Origin of the sequence: Celeribacter sp. SCSIO 80788 (assembly GCF_051054295.1) — a bacterium.
Lineage (GTDB): Bacteria > Pseudomonadota > Alphaproteobacteria > Rhodobacterales > Rhodobacteraceae > Celeribacter.
This window is the reverse complement of sequence record NZ_CP150482.1, coordinates 2,264,836-2,281,683: the sequence shown is the minus strand read 5'-3', so window position 1 is coordinate 2,281,683 and position 16,848 is coordinate 2,264,836. Positions and strand designations below refer to the sequence as shown.

Sequence of the window (16,848 nt, the reverse complement as noted above, 5' to 3'; positions counted from 1 at the left end):
CGCGGGCCCCGAGGAACCCGCGTTTCAAATCTGTCCGAAGACCTGCGACGGATTATTCCGCTGCGGCTTCTTCTTCGTCGTCGGCACCGGCGCCGAGACCGGCCGGAGCCGCGATGTTGGCGATCACGAAGTCACGCTCGATGACCGGCTTGACGCCTTCCGGCAGGGTGACGTCGGAGATGTGGTACACATCGCCGATTTTACCGCCGGTGATGTCTAGCGTGATGTGGTCCGGAATGTCGGACGCGGTCACGATCAGCTCAACGTCGGAACGGACGTGGGTCACGACACCGCCGCGTTTGATGCCCGGAGCAGCTTCTTCACCAACCACCACCACGGGGATGAAGAGGTTGATGCGGGAGTTGCGGTGCAGGCGCATGAAATCGACGTGGGTCGGAAGGTCTTTCACGACATCGCGCTGAACGCCACGGCAGATCACACGAACGTCGTCCTGACCTTCAACTTTGAGGTTGAAGAGTGTGGACAGGAAACGGCCCTGTTTCAGGCGTTTCAGCAGTTCGTTGAACTTGATGTTGATCGGAAGCGGCTCTTTGTCGTCGCCATACACGATCCCCGGAACGTAGCCCTCACGACGAGCTTTGCGAGCGGCGCCCTTGCCCGTCCCCGCGCGTTCCACGGCAATAAGATCAGGAATCTCACCAGCCATTTTAATTCTCCTAGGTTGTGGCGGAACTCCTCCAAGGCTGTAGTCCCGCGTGAAGCCGTGGCCTTACACGGGAATCGGCGAAATGGAAAGGGGTTTTCCGTTTCTGCGCAACTTCCGCGCAACGGCCCTGCGCAAATATCTGTTGCCGGTGGGGGCGTACCTGTTCTAACTGGTGTCAAAGCGCTTTGAGGTTTCATTCCATTCTGCCGAGCGCCATCCGCAAAATATGTAAAACACACTTCAGGAGGCGCCATGGCACAGTCTCTCTTTCGCGCCGTCGCCGTTTCGCGAGCCCCTTTGGTGGCGCTTGCTGCCACCGGGACAAGTTGGGGCTGTTTTTCCGCCATGGTCCCGGTGATTAAGGCACAAACCGGCGCGTCGGATGCATTGTTCGGTCTGGCGCTTCTCGGCTCGGCGGCGGGGGGGATGCTGGCGATCTTCGCGGCGCCCCGGCTGTTCGCCCTTCTGGGGCACCGGGTCTTGCCGGTGCTGGGGGTGTTTTCGGTGCTGGCGCTGCAATTGCCGGCGGTGGCGCAGACCTCCGTGATGCTGTTCGCGGTGATGATCGCCATGGGCATGTCCATCGGCAGTTTCGACATCAACGCCAACCTGCGGATTTCCTCGCTCGAGGGGACATCGGGGCTGCATCTTATGAACCTCAACCACGGGGCGTTTTCGCTGGCTTTCGGGCTGTCGGCCTTTGTGACCGGCACGCTGCGGGCGCATGGCGTGGCGATGGAGGTGATCTTTCCGCTCATGGGGCTGGTGGTCGCGGGGCTTTCGGTGCTGACCATAGAACGCGGCTGGGACGAGATACCGGACGATCCGGACGAGGCGCCGGTCACGGGCGGTTTGCCGTGGCGGGCGATCATTTTGATCGCTGTGATGCTTTTTGCCTCTTTCGTGGGGGAGAATGCGGTCGACACATGGTCGTCGATTTTCCTCGAACGCGATCTCGGTGTGGCGGCGGGGCATGGGGCATTCGGTCCGGCCATGCTGGGGCTCGTGATGGGGATATTCCGGCTTCTGGGCTATGTCACCACGCAGCGCTTTGGCGAGGCGCGGGTGCTCATGTGGTCCGGGCTTCTGGCGATGACCGGGGTGTTCCTTTTGGCCACGGCGCAGGTGTTGAGTGTGGCGCTTCTGGGCATCGGCATCGCGGCGGCGGGGCTTGCGGTGATCGTGCCGACGGCGACCTCCCTTCTGGGCAAGCGGGTGCACCGGCGTCAGCGTAATCTGGCGCTGTCGCGGGCGTGGATGGTCGGGTTCGTCGGGTTTTTCGTCGGCCCCTCCGCCATGGGATTTCTGGCGGAACATGTCGGGTTGCGCGGGGCGTTTTTGGCGCTTGCGCTGTTGCTGGCTCTGGTCGCCCCTGCGGTGATGCAATTCGAGCGGATGTCCCGCACCGGGCGGTTGGTGTCAAAGGCGCCCTGAGGGCGCCTTTGGAGTCAGGCCCAGCGACCGGCGAAATCTTCCGGCACGCGCAGGATGTCGCGGTTCACATCCTCGATATGTTTGCGGCCGCAGAGCGCCATGGAGATGTCCATTTCCTTGTGGATCACTTCGAGCGCCTTGGTCACGCCCTCTTCGCCCATGGCGCCGAGGCCGTGGATGAAAGCGCGGCCGATATAGGTGCCTTTCGCGCCCATCGCCATGGCCTTGAGCACGTCCTGACCGGAGCGAATGCCGCTGTCGAGATGGACTTCGACCCGATCGCCCACCGCATCGAGGATCGGCGGCAGGGCGCGGATCGAGGAGAGCGCGCCGTCCAATTGCCGTCCGCCGTGGTTCGACACGACGATGGCGTCGCAACCGGTTTTCGCGGCCATCACGGCATCTTCGGGCTCCATCACGCCTTTCAGGATCAGAGGCCCGCCCCACATGTCCTTGATCGCTTCGATCTTGCCCCAGTCGAGACGCGGATCGAATTGCTCGGCGGTCCATTTGAACAGGGAGGAGGGATCGTCGACGTTCTTGGCGTGGCCGATGATATTGCCGAAACCGCGGCGTTTGGTCTGAAGCATCTCAAGCCCCCAGCCCCATTTCGTCGCCAGATCGGCGAGCACGGCGGGGGTCAGTTTCGGCGGGGCGGAGAGACCGTTTTTCAGGTCTTTGTGGCGCTGGCCGAGGATCTGGAGATCAAGCGTGAGCACGAGGGCGGAGACGCCGGCGTCCTTGGCGCGCTGGATGATGTTTTTCAGGAAGTCCTGATCGCGCATCACATAGAGTTGGAACCAGAAGGGTTTCGTGGTGTGGGCGGCGACATCTTCGATGGAACAGATCGACATGGTCGAGAGCGTGAAGGGCACGCCGAATTTCTCTGCCGCCTTCGCCGCCTTGATCTCGCCATCGGCGCGCTGCATGCCGGTGAGGCCGACGGGGGCGAGCGCCACGGGCATCGCGACGTCCTGACCGATCATTTTGGTGGCGGTGGAGCGGCCCTCCATATCGACGGCGACGCGTTGGCGCAGGCGGATCTTGTCGAAATCGGAGGTGTTCTCGCGAAAGGTCTGCTCGGTCCAGGAGCCGCTTTCGCAATAGTCATAGAACATCTTCGGCGTGCGCCTTTTGTGCAGCCGTTTCAGGTCGTCGATATTGGTGATGACGGGCATGAGTGCTCTCCCGAGGTCATTGTGGAGAATTGGTTTGCTTGTCGAACCAATTCGCACATATTCCGGGCGGAGCCAAGGTGCAATCCGGCGCAAGGGGGCGGGTTTACAGGCTCAGGAACACCTCGAGCGTGTCCTGCAACTCCTGATCGAGATATTCGACGGAAAAGGAGATCTCCGGCAGCAGCATGTCGAGGCTCTCCGCCTCACCGGGCTGCGCCACGCCCTGAAACAGGGATTCGAGCCCGACCCAGATCTGCCAGGTGTCGAAGGCGGCCTGTTCCATCACTTCGGGTTGCGGCGGCGCATCGAGGGCGGCGGGGCGCACGAAGGTCAGATCGAAAATGTTGCGATTGAAGGTCGCCAGCGCCGCGGTGAGGTCTTGCACGGGCCCCTCGGCCTGAGCGGGGCCTCCGGAGAGATGGATCAGGCAGGCGTCCTTGCCCGCCTGTTGCAGCAGACGGTTCTGATCGGTTGCGGTGACGATGACGCGGGCGCGGGCGAGGTTTTCGGGCGTGCTGTCGACGGAGGTCATGGTTTCGAGCGACTGGCTGACATTGCGCCAGAGTTTTTCGAGAGAGTCCGCCTTGAAGGTCAGCTTGAGCACCTCTTCGTCGCTCATTTCAGCGCCGTCGAGAAAGGCCGTGGTTTTTGTGTCGAGCGCGCTCCAGACCCTTTCGAGAGAGCCGATCTGGGTGCGGATATTGCTATTCTCGATGGCGGCGATGCCGCGGGTGGGATCGCCCTCGAGAAGGGTGTGCAGCGCGGTTTGAATCTCTGCCCGGCTTTCCTCCATCACGCGGAGATTGCGGGCGGTGTCGATCCCGGACTGGGCGAAACAGAGACTGCGCACGAGGCGATGGCCGAGGCTGCTTTGGCGGCCGATCAGTTGAATCTGGCGATCATATCCGGTGATGGTGTCGGCTTTCGCGCCGTCCGTCGCCAGCGACAGGCTCAGAAAGAGAAAAAGGAGGAAGGAATAGAATGCGCGCATGAGGGCCTCTGAGGTCAGACAGAGGCAGGCTGACCGATTCGCCTTTCCATTCGCTTAAATCCCATGAAAAAGCCCGCGAATTGCGGGCCTTTTCGGGAGTTCGATGCGGGGTCAGGCGTCCCAGGCCTTGTCTTCGCCGCCAAGCCCGCCGATCTGAACGCGGGTCGGCAGACCGATTTTGTCGAGGATGGAGAAGAAGGGTTTCGGGTCCAGTTCCTCGACGTTTTTCATGGTTTTGGCATCCCATTCGCCCGAGGCGATCAGCATGGCGGCGGCGACGGGCGGCACGCCTGCGGTGTAGGAAATGCCTTGGGAGCCGACCTCTTCATAGGCCTCTTTGTGATCCGCCACGTTGTAGACGAAAACCTCGAAGGGTTTGCCGTCTTTCACGCCTTTCACCAGATCGCCGATGCAGGTTTTGCCCTCGTAGTCGGGGGCCAGAGACGACGGATCGGGCAGCACGGCTTTGACCACTTTGAGGGGGATAACCTCTTGGCCTTCGGCGGTTTTCACCGGCTGTTCGGACAAAAGGCCGAGGTTTTGCAGCACGGTAAAGACGTTGATGTAATGCTCGCCAAAGCCCATCCAGAAGCGCACATCGGCCTCAGGGTAGTTGGTGGCAAGGCTGTGCACCTCGTCGTGACCGGACTGATAGGCGCGGCAGGTGCCCACGACGGGCAGGTCCCAGTCGCGGCCGGACTCGAACATCTTTTTCTCTTTCCACTGCTGGTCTTCCCAGTAGTAGACCACGCCGGTGAATTCGCGGAAGTTGATCTCCGGGTCGAAATTTGTGGCGAAATATTTGCCGTGGGAACCGGCGTTGATGTCGACGATGTCGATGGATTTGACCTCGTCCATCATGTCGATGGCGAAACGGGCATAGGCGTTCACCACGCCCGGATCGAAGCCCGCGCCAAGGATGGCGGTGACGCCTTTTTGAGCGCAGAGATCGCGTTTCTTCCACTCGTAATTGCCGTACCACGGCGGGGTCTCGCAGATCTTGGTCGGGTCTTCGTGAATCGCCGTGTCGATATAGGCGGCCCCGGTTTCGATACAGGCGTCCAGAACGGTCATGTTGACGAAGGCCGAACCGACGTTGATCACGATCTCTGCACCGGTTTTCTCGATCAGGGCGGCGACGGCTTTGCTGTCCATCGCGTCGACCTGATGGGCCTCAAGAACGCCCTCCTGTTTCATCGCGGCCTTGTCTTTGACCGACTCAAGGATCGCTTCGCATTTCGAAAGCGTCCGGCTGGCGATATGAATTTCGCCGAGCACATCGTTGTTTTGGGCGCATTTATGCGCGACGACCTGAGCGACGCCGCCGGCGCCGATGATGAGTACGTTCTGTTTCAACTGTAGAGACCCCCTTATCGTTTCGGGTGGTGAATGGAGCGGGCTTAGCCAAGCGCCGCGACGAAATCCTCGTAACCGAAGTCACGCACCAGTTTGACGGAGCCGTCGAGTTCGCGCACCGCGATCCCCGGCATCTTGACCCCGTTAAACCAGTTCTTTTTAACCATTGTGTAACCGGCGGCATCGTCGATGGAGATGCGGTCGCCGATTTCCAGCGGTTTGTCGAATTTGGCATCGCCAAAGATGTCGCCCGCGAGGCAGGTCTTGCCCGCGATCTGATAGTCATGTGTGCCATTTTGCGGCAGCTTGGCGGTTTCGCGATAGATCAGCAGGTCGAGCATATGGGCTTCGATGGAGCTGTCGACGATGGCGACTTTTTTGCCCCGATCTTCACTTTTAGTGTCGATGATGTCGAGAACGGAAACCTCCAGCGTGGTCGATTTGGTGATCGAGGCCTCGCCGGGTTCGAGATAGACCTGAACGCCCATCGCGTCGGAGAAGGATTTGAGCCGATCCGCCAGCTTGTCGAGCGGGTAATCGTCGCCGGTGAAGTGAATGCCGCCACCGAGAGAGACCCAGTCGAGCCGTTTCAGGAAGGTGCCGAAATCGCGTTCGATGCGGGTGAGTTGTTCAGAGAACAGGGCGAAGTCGCTGTTTTCACAGTTGTAATGGATCATCACGCCGTTGATGCGATCTTCGGCCATTTCAAGCCGGGCCATGTCCCATTCGCCCAGCCGCGAAAACGGCCGCGCAGGATCGGCGAGGTCGAAGCCGGAGGTCGAAAACCGCGGGTTGAGGCGCAGGCCGGTGGCGATGCCCTTGGCCTTGTCGCCGAAACGGTCGAGTTGGCCCAGCGAGTTGAAGATGATCTTGTCGGCGTAGCTCACCGCCTCGTCGATCTCATGATCGGCCCAGCCGACGGAATAGGCGTGGGTTTCTTTGCCGAATTTCTCGGCCCCAAGGCGCAGCTCATAGAGCGAGGACGAGGTGGTGCCGTCCATATAGTCGCGCATGACATCGAACACGGGCCATGTGGAGAAGCATTTGAGCGCAAGCAAGGCCTTCGCGCCGGAGGCCTCGCTCAGCCGGGCGATTTTCTCCATGTTCGGAAGCAGGCGGGCCTTGTCGATCAGGTAGTAAGGCGTCTGGATCATCTCATTCCCCCAACGGGCCCCCAAAGGTCAAAAAGGAACGGCTTTAGGGGGCTGCACTTAGGGCGATTCAGGGCGAGGGGCAAGAAAAAAGCACGGTCGCCCGTGCTTTTTGTATATACAGAACGGGGCCGGAACAGGATCAGGCGCGGTGCGCGCCGTCCGCCAGAGATTTCACATAGGCGGCGACCTCTGCGACGGATTTGCCCTGTGCGATCTCGTTCACGATGGCGGAGCCGACGACGGTGCCGTCCGCGACCGCGGCGATCTCTTGGGCTTTCTCCGGGGTACGGACACCGAAGCCCACGATCACCGGCAGGTCGGTCTTGGCTTTGATCCGGGCCACTTCGGGCGCGACATCGGCACCGGAGGCGGCGGCGGCGCCGGTGGTGCCGGTCACGGAGACGTAATAGACGAAACCGGAGGTGTTTTGCAGCACGGTGGGCAGGCGTTTGTCATCGGTCGTGGGGGTTGCCAGACGGATGAAGTTCAGGCCCGCCTTTTGTGCCGGAATGCAAAGCTCGTCGTCCTCTTCGGGCGGCAGGTCCACGACGATCAGCCCGTCGATCCCGGCATTGACCGCATCCACCAAAAACTGATCGACGCCGTGCGAATAGATCGGGTTGTAATAGCCCATCAGCACGATCGGCGTGGTGTCGTCGGTTTTGCGGAAGTCTGCGGCCATGGCGAGGGTTTTGTTGAGCGTCATGCCCTGATCGAGCGCGCGCTGACCGGCGAGTTGGATGGTCGGGCCGTCGGCCATCGGGTCGGTGAAGGGCAGGCCCAGTTCGATGATGTCGACCCCGGCAGCAGGCAGGGCCTTGACGATTTCGAGCGACTTGGCCTCATCGGGATCGCCCGCCATGACATAGGCAACGAAGGCTTTCTTGCCTGCGGCGTTCAACTCGGCGAATTTGGCGTCGATGCGGGTCATGGGGCGGCTCCCTGGCTGTTTGCGCAACGGGTTTGGCCGATCTTTGCCGTAAGTGCAATGGGGAAGGCTTGCGCGAGACCCCGTTGCACCTTAGACAGCCTTGGAATTTCGGACAAAGGAGGCCGCAATGGGCTTCAAGATGGGCATCGTCGGACTGCCGAACGTGGGCAAATCGACGCTTTTCAATGCGCTGACCAAAACCGCCGCGGCGCAGGCGGCGAACTTTCCGTTCTGCACCATCGAACCCAACGTGGGCGATGTGGCGGTGCCGGACCCGCGTCTCGACAAGCTGGCGGAAATCGCAGGCTCGAAACAGATCATCCCGACGCGCATGTCTTTCGTGGACATCGCAGGGCTTGTGAAAGGCGCGTCCAAGGGTGAGGGGCTGGGCAACCAGTTTCTGGCGAACATCCGTGAATGCGATGCGATTGCCCATGTGGTGCGCTGTTTCGAGGACGGGGACGTGACCCACGTCGAGGGCCGTGTGGACCCGGTCGACGATGCGCAGGTGATCGAGATGGAGCTGATGCTGGCCGATCTCGAAAGCATTGCCAAACGCCGCGCCAACCTTGTGCGCAAGCTCAAGGGCAACGACAAGGAAGCGAAACTTCAGGACGATCTTTTGGCGCGGGCGCAGGCGGCTTTGGAGGCCGACAAACCGGCGCGCAGTGTCGAGATCACCGAAGAAGAGCGCAAGCAGTGGAATATGCTGCAACTTCTGACGCAAAAGCCGATCCTTTATGTCTGTAACGTCGAGGAAGAGAACGCCGCCAAGGGCAACGCCTTCTCGGATGCGGTCGCGAAAATGGCCGAAGAGCAGGGCGCGGGTACGGTTGTGATCTCCGCCAAGATCGAGGAAGAGATTTCCCAGCTCGATGCGGAAGAGGCGGAGATGTTCCTTGAGGAGTTGGGGCTGCACGAGGCCGGTCTCGACCGTCTCATTCGTGCGGGCTACGATCTTTTGCATCTTGAGACCTATTTCACGGTCGGCCCGAAAGAGGCGCGCGCCTGGACGATCCGCAAAGGCACCGCCGCGCCGCAGGCGGCTGGCGTGATCCATGGCGATTTCGAGCGCGGGTTCATCCGGGCCGAAACCATCGCCTTTGACGATTACGTCGCCTGCAAGGGCGAGACGGGGGCGAAAGACGCGGGCAAGATGCGCGCGGAAGGCAAGAGCTACATCGTGCAGGACGGCGATGTGATGCACTTCCTGTTCAACACCTGATTGCGGTCGGCGGAGGCTGCGCATCATGTTGCGAGCGATGAAGAACACGGAATGGTATCAGGCCTACCGGGTGCGCCGGAGAGCGGCGAGACACCAGCGCATGCTGGTCGCTGTCGGGCAGGAAGCCGAACAGTCGATACGGGGGTATTTTGAGCGGGTCGGGGTCGCGTTTCCCCGTCTCGCTTTTTCCGCCTCTGAAGAGGTGAAAAGCGATTGGGAAATCCACCTTGTTCGCGAGGGGGATGGAATACGCTATCTCTACAATCCTGAGAATGTTTCCAAGTACAGACACCAGATCGGTCACATTTCCCCAGCTTATCTTTACTGGTTCTCACAATCCGATCCATCGGTCTCGCACATGTCCTGCGACCTTTCGGATGGCGAGGCGGTTGGTCAGGCGCGGTTTACCTATTCAAGCTGCTTTCGCGACAAGGTGCTTTTGCCGGATCAGCATTTCTTCCGGGATCGGGGCTATGCGGAGACGGATCGTCTGGCCCAAGAGGCCCCCGATTGGGGCGCGCGCGGTGAGACGATCTACTGGCGCGGGCAGAACAACAGCGTCGGGCTGTTTTCGCTGGACCCCGACCATATGGACAAGCCTTGGGTGATGCAGCGCCTGCGGTTTGCCATGACCGCGCGTGAAATCGACGGGGTGGATGCCCGCTTCGTGCCGGGGTCGACCCACAAGCAGGAAGCGCAATGCGCAGCGGCGGGTCTCATGGGGCCGCGGCGGAACTGGCAGGACTGGGCCGGGGACAAATACGCGCTCGACATTGACGGGTTCTCCAATGCCTGGTGCAATTTCATGCAGAGGCTCAAACTTGGCTGTTGCGTGCTCAAGGTCGACAGCCAGTTCGGGTTTCGGCAGTGGTATTACGACGCGCTTGTCCCGTTCGAACATTACGTGCCGGTGCAGGCGGACCTGTCCGATCTTGCCGAGAAGGTCGACTGGGTGCGCAGCCATGACCGCGAGGCGCGTGAAATCGCCGAACACGGTCAGGCCTTTGCCCGTGCGCTCACCTTCGAGAGCGAGACCCGGCGGGCGACGGAGATCATTGAACGGAACCGGGACTGATCCGGGCTTACAACCTTTTGGAAAGATTTTGATATGGCACGCCTTTACGACAGTCGAAAACGCATTCTTGTGACCGGTGGAGCGGGGTTCATCGGCTCGCATCTGATGGACCGGCTGTTGGAGCAGGGGCATGATGTGATCTGTGCCGACAACCTGTTCACCGGGACGAAACGCAATATCGACCATCTGCATGGCCATCCGCGTTTCGAATTCATGCGCCATGACGTGACCTTCCCGCTCTATGTCGAGGTGGACGAGATCTACAACCTCGCCTGTCCCGCGTCCCCGGTGCATTACCAACATGACCCGGTGCAGACGACCAAGACCTCGGTGCATGGTGCGATCAACATGTTGGGGCTGGCCAAGCGGCTGAAATGCAAGATCTTTCAGGCCTCGACCAGTGAGGTCTACGGCGATCCGGCGGTGCATCCGCAGCCGGAAGGCTATTGGGGCAATGTCAATCCGATCGGGCCGCGCTCCTGTTACGACGAGGGCAAGCGCTGTGCGGAGACGCTGTTTTTCGACTATCACCGTCAGCACGGGCTTGAGATCAAGGTGGCGCGGATTTTCAACACCTACGGGCCGCGGATGCATCATGCCGACGGGCGCGTGGTGTCGAATTTCATCGTGCAGGCGCTGATCGGGGAGCCGATCACGCTCTATGGCGATGGCAGCCAGACCCGGTCTTTCTGTTATGTCGACGATTTGGTCGAGGGGTTCATCCGGCTGATGGACACCGGGCCCGAGGTCAGCGGTCCGATCAACCTGGGCAACCCTGCCGAGTTCACCATTCGGGAACTTGCGGAGAAGGTGGTGGCGATGACCGGATCGGCGTCGGAACTGGTGTTCCGCGATCTGCCGCAGGACGATCCGAAACAGCGTCAGCCGGAGATTTCTCTGGCGCGCGAGACGCTGGGCTGGACGCCGGAGATCGCGCTCGAGGCGGGGCTGGAGCGTACGGTGGCCTATTTCCGCGCGCTTCTGCCGGAGCTGAGCGCCTGATCAGAGCCGGTCGAATACCGACCCCATGCGCGGCGCGAAGAGACGTTCATAGGTCTTGAGCAGCGCCGCGTCCGTCATGCCTGCCACATAGTCGCAGATCACCCGCAGATCGCCGGCGCTTGTCGCATAGAGCTCCTGATGGTCGCGGGGCAAAAGCCGCTCGGGGTCGGAACAGAGCGCCTCGAAAACCGAGACCACCATCTGCTGGCCCTTGAATTCGAGCTGCTGCACATTGGGGCTTTTGATCACCACGTCGAACACCAGATCCTTGAGCGCCTTCAACACCGGACGCCGCGCGGCGGGGAGGCTGGCGCGGTAACGCAGAAGGGGCTCGTTGAACTCCGGCAGCTCGGTATATTGCACGGCGGTGATGAAATAATTCACAAAGCGCGAGATGAAGCGTTTGCGGGTGTTGCGATCCCCGAACAGCCCGTCGAGCATCTGGCTGTAGACATCGCCTGAGAAATCCTCCGGTCGGCTGGCTTTCAGCCAGTCGAGGAAATCCGCACAGTCCTCGGGGCGGACATAGGTGGCGAACTCCGTGCGCGTCAAAAGCGACAGCGCGATGGCGTCCTCGAAATCATGCACCCCGTAGGCGATGTCATCGGCCAGATCCATGATGCTGCAATCGAAGGATTTGTGCAGGGATTTTCGATGTTTGCCGGGTTCCAACGGGCCGGTCTCGCAAAACGCCGCGCGCGCGTCGGCGGAGAGCGGGGCGAGCACCCAGTCGACCACGTCCTGTTCGCTGTCGAGATAACATTTCGGGGGCGTCGAAGCGTGGGTGTCGATGAGTTTGAGCGTCGCGGGGCTGTCGCTCAGTTTCGGGCGGAGCGCCGAGTTTTGCGCGCGTGAATAGGGGACGGGGTATTTCAACAAGCCCAACAGGCTGCGCCGGGTCAGGTTGGCGCCATTCTTTGCCGAGAAGCTTTCGAGCCGGGACAGGATGCGCAGGCTCTGGCCATTGCCCTCGAAACCGCCCGCGCCATGCATGCAGTAATTCAGCGCCACCTCGCCACCATGGCCAAAAGGCGGATGGCCGAGGTCGTGGGAACAGGCGATGGCGTGGATCATGGCGCGATCCGGGAGGTGGGCGGTGGCGGGGTGATCGGGAAAGCTTTGCGCGAGCTGTTTCGCCAGCCCGCCCGCGATCTGCGCCACTTCCAGAGAATGGGTCAGGCGGGTGCGGTAAAAATCGCTATCGCCCAGATTGAGGATTTGCGTCTTGCCCTGAAGCCGCCGGAAGGAGGCGGAATGGATCACGCGGGAGTAGTCGACATCACTTGGCGTGCGCGCATCTTCGGCGTGCACTTTCGATTCTTCTCTGCGATCCAGCCACATGTCTCACATCTCCCAACTCTGTCGGCGCAGTCTAGGGGCCGGGGAGAGGGAAGGCCAGATGAGGAAATCCCGGAGCGACGAGATACAGGAGGCCGCTCCGGGACAAGGCTTTATTCGGCGTTCAGGAAGTCGGCGACGTCCAGAAGGATCATCTCGTTGTCATCGGCGCGGGCTTGCTGGCGACCGACGGAGAACGGGTAGTTGTTGTCATTGGCGACGACGATGGTGGTCGCGTCGACACGGTCCACGTCCTCGATGGTGACGAAGGGGAAGGAGAAGACACCGTCGATCGTACCGCGCGGTGCGATGCCCTCGGGGTCCTGAATGTCCATCAGGTCGATATAGGCGATTTTTTCCAGCACGTTGTTCTCATCCATGCGGGTGAGGTCGATCAGGTAGATGCGTTTGAACATGGCCGGGGTCTCGGCCCAGCCTTCGCGCGGGTCGCCTTGGCCGTTGTCGCGCTCGATGATCAACCCGCGGGTGCCTTCGATCAGGTTGAAATCGCCAATGGCGTGGTTTTCATCTTCGAGCGGGTAATAGCGCACCGTGTCGCCCCATGCGCCGGTCTCAGGCGACAGTTCGAACATGGAAAGTACGGGCTTGCCGCTCACATGTTTCTTGCCGCCGGTTTCCGGGTCGAAGACCGGCTTTTCGAGAAGCGGGTAGAGGGTTTTGCTGTCGGCGGAGATCGCCATGCCCTCGTAGCCGCCGGAGCGGTAGGACAGCACGGTCTCGGGCAGGGTGGAGCCGGGGTTCGGCGTCGCGACGAAGAAGTTGTCGGGGGATTGGATCAACGCGCCGCCCGGCTCGGTCGCCAGCACGCGGAGCACTTCGCCCTCTGCGTTCACCTCAAGAACCCACGGGCCGAATTCGTCGCCGATCCAGAAATTCTCACCCACCGGCTGGATGGATTCGATGTCGAAATCCGCGCCGGTGAGGGTGCGGGCCTCGGTGGCTTCGTTCATGATCGGGAAGGGGACGACGTGGTCCGGGTCCGACAGTTGTACGGTGTGCTCGATGGCGACGCGACCGGCTTCCCAGTCGACTTTGACGATGTTGAACATCAATACGACATCGGAGGAGTTCGCCTTTGCGCCGAAGCCGTTGTCGGTGAGCACGAGGAAACGGTCATCGCCAAGGCTGCGGATGCCGGAGAAGCCCTGAAGCGGCTGACCGGGGAAGGGCAGGGCGAGACCGGAGGCGTCCTGATGATTGCCATAGAGCGTCTCGTTGCGCGCGCCATTGGTGAAGCGGCCGGAGAGGTTGTAATAGGGCGAAGCGCCTTTGGGGGCGGGGACGAAGCTATGCGCGGAAAGCTCGGCATGGGCCTTGAGCGTGGCGGGGTAGGCGTCTTGCGCCTGAGCGGGGGCCTGAGCGGTTCCGGCAAGCAAAAGCGCAGCCAGAGCGGCACCGTAAACGGGTTTGGTCATGTCACTGTCCTGTGTGAAGCGTTTCTCGGGCGTCCATGCGAACTGCCGGACGATGCGCGCAAAGAAGCGAAGAAACGCAACGGATTTACGACCGTTTGGTCAAAATCGTACAAAACTTGCGTGACAGGATCACATCAGTTTGCGCATCAGACCGAGGGCGCGTTTGCGCCAGCCTTTGAAGGGCGGTTCGGCCACGGCCATGCCGTTCCATTTCGCCTGACGCACCACGGGTTTGAGATGGCTGAAAGTCTCGAAGCCTGTGCGGCCGTGATAGGCCCCCTGACCGGAGGGACCGACGCCGCCAAACGGCAAGGAGCCAAAGCCGACATGGATCGTCGTGTCGTTGACCGTCACCCCGCCGGAGATCGTGTGGTCGAGCCAATGCGCCTGTTCCGCCTTGTCCTCGGAGAAAAGATAGAGCGCGAGCGGATGGTCGCGGGCGGTGACGAAGGCGAGGGCTTCCTCCGGCGTGTCATAGGGGATGAGCGGCAGGATCGGGCCGAAGATTTCCTCCTGCATCAATGCGATGTCGGGGGGCGGATCGAGCACCACGGCGGGGGCGAATTTGCGGGCATTGCCGGAGGGGCCTTCGAGGCGGAGGATTTTCGCACCGCGCGCCTCGGCCTCGCCTAGAAGGGCATCGAGACGGGTAAGGTGGCGGTCGGAGACCACGGCGGCGAGATCCGGGCTTTCCGGGCCTTCAGGGAAGAAATGCATGAAGGCCCCCATGATCGCATCGGCCATGGGCAGCATCTTTTTGCGCGGCACCAAAACGTAATCGGGGGCGACACAGACCTGACCGGCATTCATGGCCTTGCCCCATGCAATCCGCCGCCCGGCACGGTCGAGATCGGCGCCGGGCAGGACGACGGCGGGGCTCTTGCCGCCCAGCTCCAGAGTGACGGGGGTCAGGTTACGTGCGGCGGCCTCGGCCACCTTGCGCCCGACATTGGTCGAGCCGGTGAAGAACAGATGGTCGAAGGGCAGGGCGGAAAAGGCGCTGGCCACTTCCGGTCCGCCGGTGACGGTCGCGACCTCCTCGGGGGCGAACGCGCCCGCAAGCATCTCGGCCAGCACATCGGAGGTGCGGGGCGTCAATTCGGAGGGTTTGAGCATCACTCGGTTGCCCGCCGCCAGCGCCGCGACCATGGGCGCAAGGGCAAGCTGTACCGGGAAATTCCACGGTGAGATGATGCCGACGACGCCCAGCGGCTGAGGTCGGATCTCGGCACGGGCGGGTTTGTAGATCAGCGGCACAGGCGCGCGGCGGACCCGCATCCAGCGTTTCAGATGCCGTTTGGCGTGGCGAATCTCGCCCAGAACCAGATCGATGTCGTAGAGACGGCTCTCCACCGCCGGGCGATGGGAAAAATCGTCGGACATGGCGGCGATCAGCCGGGGTTCTGCGGCCAGAAGCGCGGTGGCGAGCCGGTCGAGCCGATCCAGACGGGTGTCGAGAGAGACCACGGGCGCGGCGCGCTGGGCGGCGCTTGCCCGTGCGAAGAGGGTCTCGAGTTCGGTTGTCATGTCGGCCTCCCGTTTTTCGGCATTGAGCCAGAAAACCGGGGCGCGTGGCAAGCCGTGTCGGCCTCAGAGTTTGAGGACGCGACGCAAGGTAGCGCGGACGCCGTTGCGGGAGGGTTCCCACAGACAGGCGAGTACGAAGGCGAAAGGTCGGATCTCGGTCATTTTCAGCTTCCCACAGGACTGATTCCGGGTCGTTGCCCCGGTCATAGGCGGGAATTGTCTCAGAGCGATGACAGATGAGCGGGGACAGGAAGAGATTGTTGACGGGGAAGGCGGCCTGACAGGGGCGCGTCAAAAGCGGACTGGATAGGCGGGGGCGTATCCGGTAACACGGGGGGCATAAGAATTTCTATTGAGGGTCCTGAGATGAAAATTGCGGTTGCCGGGATCGGCTATGTGGGCATGTCCAACGCGGTTTTGTTGTCGCAACACCATGAGGTGACGGCGGTCGATATTTCGGAGGAGCGGGTCGCTCTGGTCAATGACCGGCGTTCGCCCATCGTGGATGTCGAGCTTGAGGATTTTCTCGCGCATAAGGATCTGAACCTCAAGGCGACGACGGACGGGCCGTCGGCCTATCGCGACGCGGATTTCGTCATCGTCGCGACGCCGACCAATTACGACACGCATACCAACTATTTCGACACCTCCTCGGTGGAAGCGGTGATCGCGCAGGTGATCGCGGTGAACAAGAACGCGACCATCGTGGTGAAATCGACCATCCCGGTGGGCTTTGTGAGCCGCGTGCGGGCCGAGATGAACACCGATCAGGTGATTTTCAGCCCCGAATTCCTGCGCGAAGGCCGCGCGCTTTACGACAACCTGCACCCCTCGCGGATCATCGTCGGCGAGCAATCCGAGCGTGCCCGTACCTTTGCCGATCTGCTGCTCGAAGGGGCGATGGACAAGGACACGCCGGTGCTCTTCACCGATGCGGACGAGGCGGAAGCGATCAAGCTTTTCGCCAACACCTATCTCGCGATGCGGGTGGCGTTTTTCAACGAGCTCGACAGCTACGCCATGTCGCGCGGCATGGACACGCGGCAGATCATCGACGGGGTTTCGCTCGACCCGAGGATCGGCAATCACTACAACAACCCGTCCTTCGGCTATGGCGGCTATTGCCTGCCGAAAGACACGAAACAGCTCTTGGCGAACTATTCCGAAGTGCCGCAGAACCTGATCGCGGCCATCGTCGACACCAACCGGACGCGCAAGGATTTCCTTGCCGATCAGATCATCGCGAAACGTCCGAAGATCGTGGGCGTCTACCGCCTTGTGATGAAGGCCGGGTCGGACAATTTCCGCCAGTCCTCCATTCAGGGCATCATGAAGCGGGTGAAGGCGAAGGGGATCGAGGTCATCGTCTATGAGCCGGTGATGCAGGAGGACGATTTCTTCGGCTCCCGTGTGGTGCGCGATCTCGATACCTTCAAGAAAGAGGCGGATGTGATCATCGCCAACCGGATGACCGATGAGGTCGCCGATGTGGCGGACAAGATTTTCACCCGCGACCTGTTCCACGCCGACTGAG

14 protein-coding genes are annotated in these 16,848 nt (G+C 61.4%); 5 read left to right on the top strand and 9 right to left on the bottom strand.

Annotation, left to right across the window (positions count from 1 at the left end; all coding sequences use genetic code 11):
• Window positions 1-52: 52 nt before the first annotated feature.
• Complete coding sequence (locus tag V1471_RS11460) at window positions 53-667, bottom strand: 50S ribosomal protein L25/general stress protein Ctc (protein ID WP_434288862.1); 615 nt, start codon at window positions 665-667, stop codon at window positions 53-55.
• A gap of 252 nt (window positions 668-919) precedes the next feature.
• On the opposite strand from V1471_RS11460, the gene V1471_RS11455 reads away from it, so the two are divergent.
• Window positions 920-2,101 (top strand): MFS transporter, encoded by a 1,182-nt coding sequence (locus V1471_RS11455; protein ID WP_434288861.1) that lies wholly within the window; start codon window positions 920-922, stop codon window positions 2,099-2,101.
• A 14-nt stretch (window positions 2,102-2,115) separates the two neighbouring features.
• On the opposite strand, the gene V1471_RS11450 is transcribed toward V1471_RS11455, so the two are convergent.
• The 5 genes from V1471_RS11450 to trpA form a co-directional block, all read right to left on the bottom strand.
• Window positions 2,116-3,279, bottom strand: a complete 1,164-nt coding sequence (locus V1471_RS11450) for an alpha-hydroxy acid oxidase (protein ID WP_434288860.1) — start codon at window positions 3,277-3,279, stop codon at window positions 2,116-2,118.
• A 103-nt stretch (window positions 3,280-3,382) separates the two neighbouring features.
• Complete coding sequence (locus V1471_RS11445; protein WP_434288858.1) at window positions 3,383-4,270, bottom strand: hypothetical protein; 888 nt, start codon at window positions 4,268-4,270, stop codon at window positions 3,383-3,385.
• 111 nt (window positions 4,271-4,381) lie between these two features.
• On the bottom strand, window positions 4,382-5,626 hold the full coding sequence (locus V1471_RS11440; RefSeq protein WP_434288857.1) for a saccharopine dehydrogenase family protein: 1,245 nt from the start codon (window positions 5,624-5,626) through the stop codon (window positions 4,382-4,384).
• Window positions 5,627-5,670: 44 nt separating this feature from the next.
• Complete coding sequence (locus V1471_RS11435; RefSeq protein WP_434288856.1) at window positions 5,671-6,780, bottom strand: carboxynorspermidine decarboxylase; 1,110 nt, start codon at window positions 6,778-6,780, stop codon at window positions 5,671-5,673.
• A 139-nt stretch (window positions 6,781-6,919) separates the two neighbouring features.
• Window positions 6,920-7,711, bottom strand: a complete 792-nt coding sequence (trpA, locus tag V1471_RS11430; RefSeq protein WP_434288855.1) for a tryptophan synthase subunit alpha — start codon at window positions 7,709-7,711, stop codon at window positions 6,920-6,922.
• A 127-nt stretch (window positions 7,712-7,838) separates the two neighbouring features.
• Here trpA and ychF point away from each other — a divergent pair, with 127 nt between their 5' ends.
• From ychF to V1471_RS11415, 3 genes are all read left to right on the top strand, one after another.
• On the top strand, window positions 7,839-8,936 hold the full coding sequence (ychF, locus tag V1471_RS11425) for a redox-regulated ATPase YchF (protein ID WP_434288854.1): 1,098 nt from the start codon (window positions 7,839-7,841) through the stop codon (window positions 8,934-8,936).
• Between the two features lie 358 nt (window positions 8,937-9,294).
• Window positions 9,295-10,011, top strand: a complete 717-nt coding sequence (locus V1471_RS11420) for a glycosyl transferase family 90 (RefSeq protein ID WP_434288853.1) — start codon at window positions 9,295-9,297, stop codon at window positions 10,009-10,011.
• Window positions 10,012-10,044: 33 nt separating this feature from the next.
• Window positions 10,045-11,013: a UDP-glucuronic acid decarboxylase family protein gene (locus tag V1471_RS11415; protein ID WP_434288851.1), complete on the top strand. Its 969-nt coding sequence runs from the start codon at window positions 10,045-10,047 to the stop codon at window positions 11,011-11,013.
• Here V1471_RS11415 and V1471_RS11410 read toward each other — a convergent pair whose 3' ends face one another.
• The 3 genes from V1471_RS11410 to V1471_RS11400 form a co-directional block, all read right to left on the bottom strand.
• Complete coding sequence (locus tag V1471_RS11410; RefSeq protein ID WP_434288849.1) at window positions 11,014-12,354, bottom strand: anti-phage deoxyguanosine triphosphatase; 1,341 nt, start codon at window positions 12,352-12,354, stop codon at window positions 11,014-11,016.
• A 110-nt stretch (window positions 12,355-12,464) separates the two neighbouring features.
• Window positions 12,465-13,787, bottom strand: coding sequence for an esterase-like activity of phytase family protein (locus V1471_RS11405; protein WP_434288848.1), 1,323 nt, complete (start codon window positions 13,785-13,787; stop codon window positions 12,465-12,467).
• 129 nt (window positions 13,788-13,916) lie between these two features.
• Window positions 13,917-15,314, bottom strand: a complete 1,398-nt coding sequence (locus tag V1471_RS11400) for a coniferyl aldehyde dehydrogenase (RefSeq protein WP_434288847.1) — start codon at window positions 15,312-15,314, stop codon at window positions 13,917-13,919.
• Window positions 15,315-15,680: 366 nt separating this feature from the next.
• Here V1471_RS11400 and V1471_RS11395 point away from each other — a divergent pair, with 366 nt between their 5' ends.
• Window positions 15,681-16,847, top strand: coding sequence for a nucleotide sugar dehydrogenase (locus tag V1471_RS11395; RefSeq protein WP_434288845.1), 1,167 nt, complete (start codon window positions 15,681-15,683; stop codon window positions 16,845-16,847).
• Window position 16,848: the final 1 nt, after the last annotated feature.

Coding starts and splice junctions, on each gene's coding strand:
- V1471_RS11460 (WP_434288862.1), bottom strand. CDS start 667: ATGGCTGGTGAGATTCCTGATCTTATTGCCGTGGAACGCGCGGGGACG.
- V1471_RS11455 (WP_434288861.1), top strand. CDS start 920: ATGGCACAGTCTCTCTTTCGCGCCGTCGCCGTTTCGCGAGCCCCTTTG.
- V1471_RS11450 (WP_434288860.1), bottom strand. CDS start 3,279: ATGCCCGTCATCACCAATATCGACGACCTGAAACGGCTGCACAAAAGG.
- V1471_RS11445 (WP_434288858.1), bottom strand. CDS start 4,270: ATGCGCGCATTCTATTCCTTCCTCCTTTTTCTCTTTCTGAGCCTGTCG.
- V1471_RS11435 (WP_434288856.1), bottom strand. CDS start 6,780: ATGATCCAGACGCCTTACTACCTGATCGACAAGGCCCGCCTGCTTCCG.
- trpA (WP_434288855.1), bottom strand. CDS start 7,711: ATGACCCGCATCGACGCCAAATTCGCCGAGTTGAACGCCGCAGGCAAG.
- ychF (WP_434288854.1), top strand. CDS start 7,839: ATGGGCTTCAAGATGGGCATCGTCGGACTGCCGAACGTGGGCAAATCG.
- V1471_RS11420 (WP_434288853.1), top strand. CDS start 9,295: ATGTCCTGCGACCTTTCGGATGGCGAGGCGGTTGGTCAGGCGCGGTTT.
- V1471_RS11415 (WP_434288851.1), top strand. CDS start 10,045: ATGGCACGCCTTTACGACAGTCGAAAACGCATTCTTGTGACCGGTGGA.
- V1471_RS11410 (WP_434288849.1), bottom strand. CDS start 12,354: ATGTGGCTGGATCGCAGAGAAGAATCGAAAGTGCACGCCGAAGATGCG.
- V1471_RS11405 (WP_434288848.1), bottom strand. CDS start 13,787: ATGACCAAACCCGTTTACGGTGCCGCTCTGGCTGCGCTTTTGCTTGCC.
- V1471_RS11400 (WP_434288847.1), bottom strand. CDS start 15,314: ATGACAACCGAACTCGAGACCCTCTTCGCACGGGCAAGCGCCGCCCAG.
- V1471_RS11395 (WP_434288845.1), top strand. CDS start 15,681: ATGAAAATTGCGGTTGCCGGGATCGGCTATGTGGGCATGTCCAACGCG.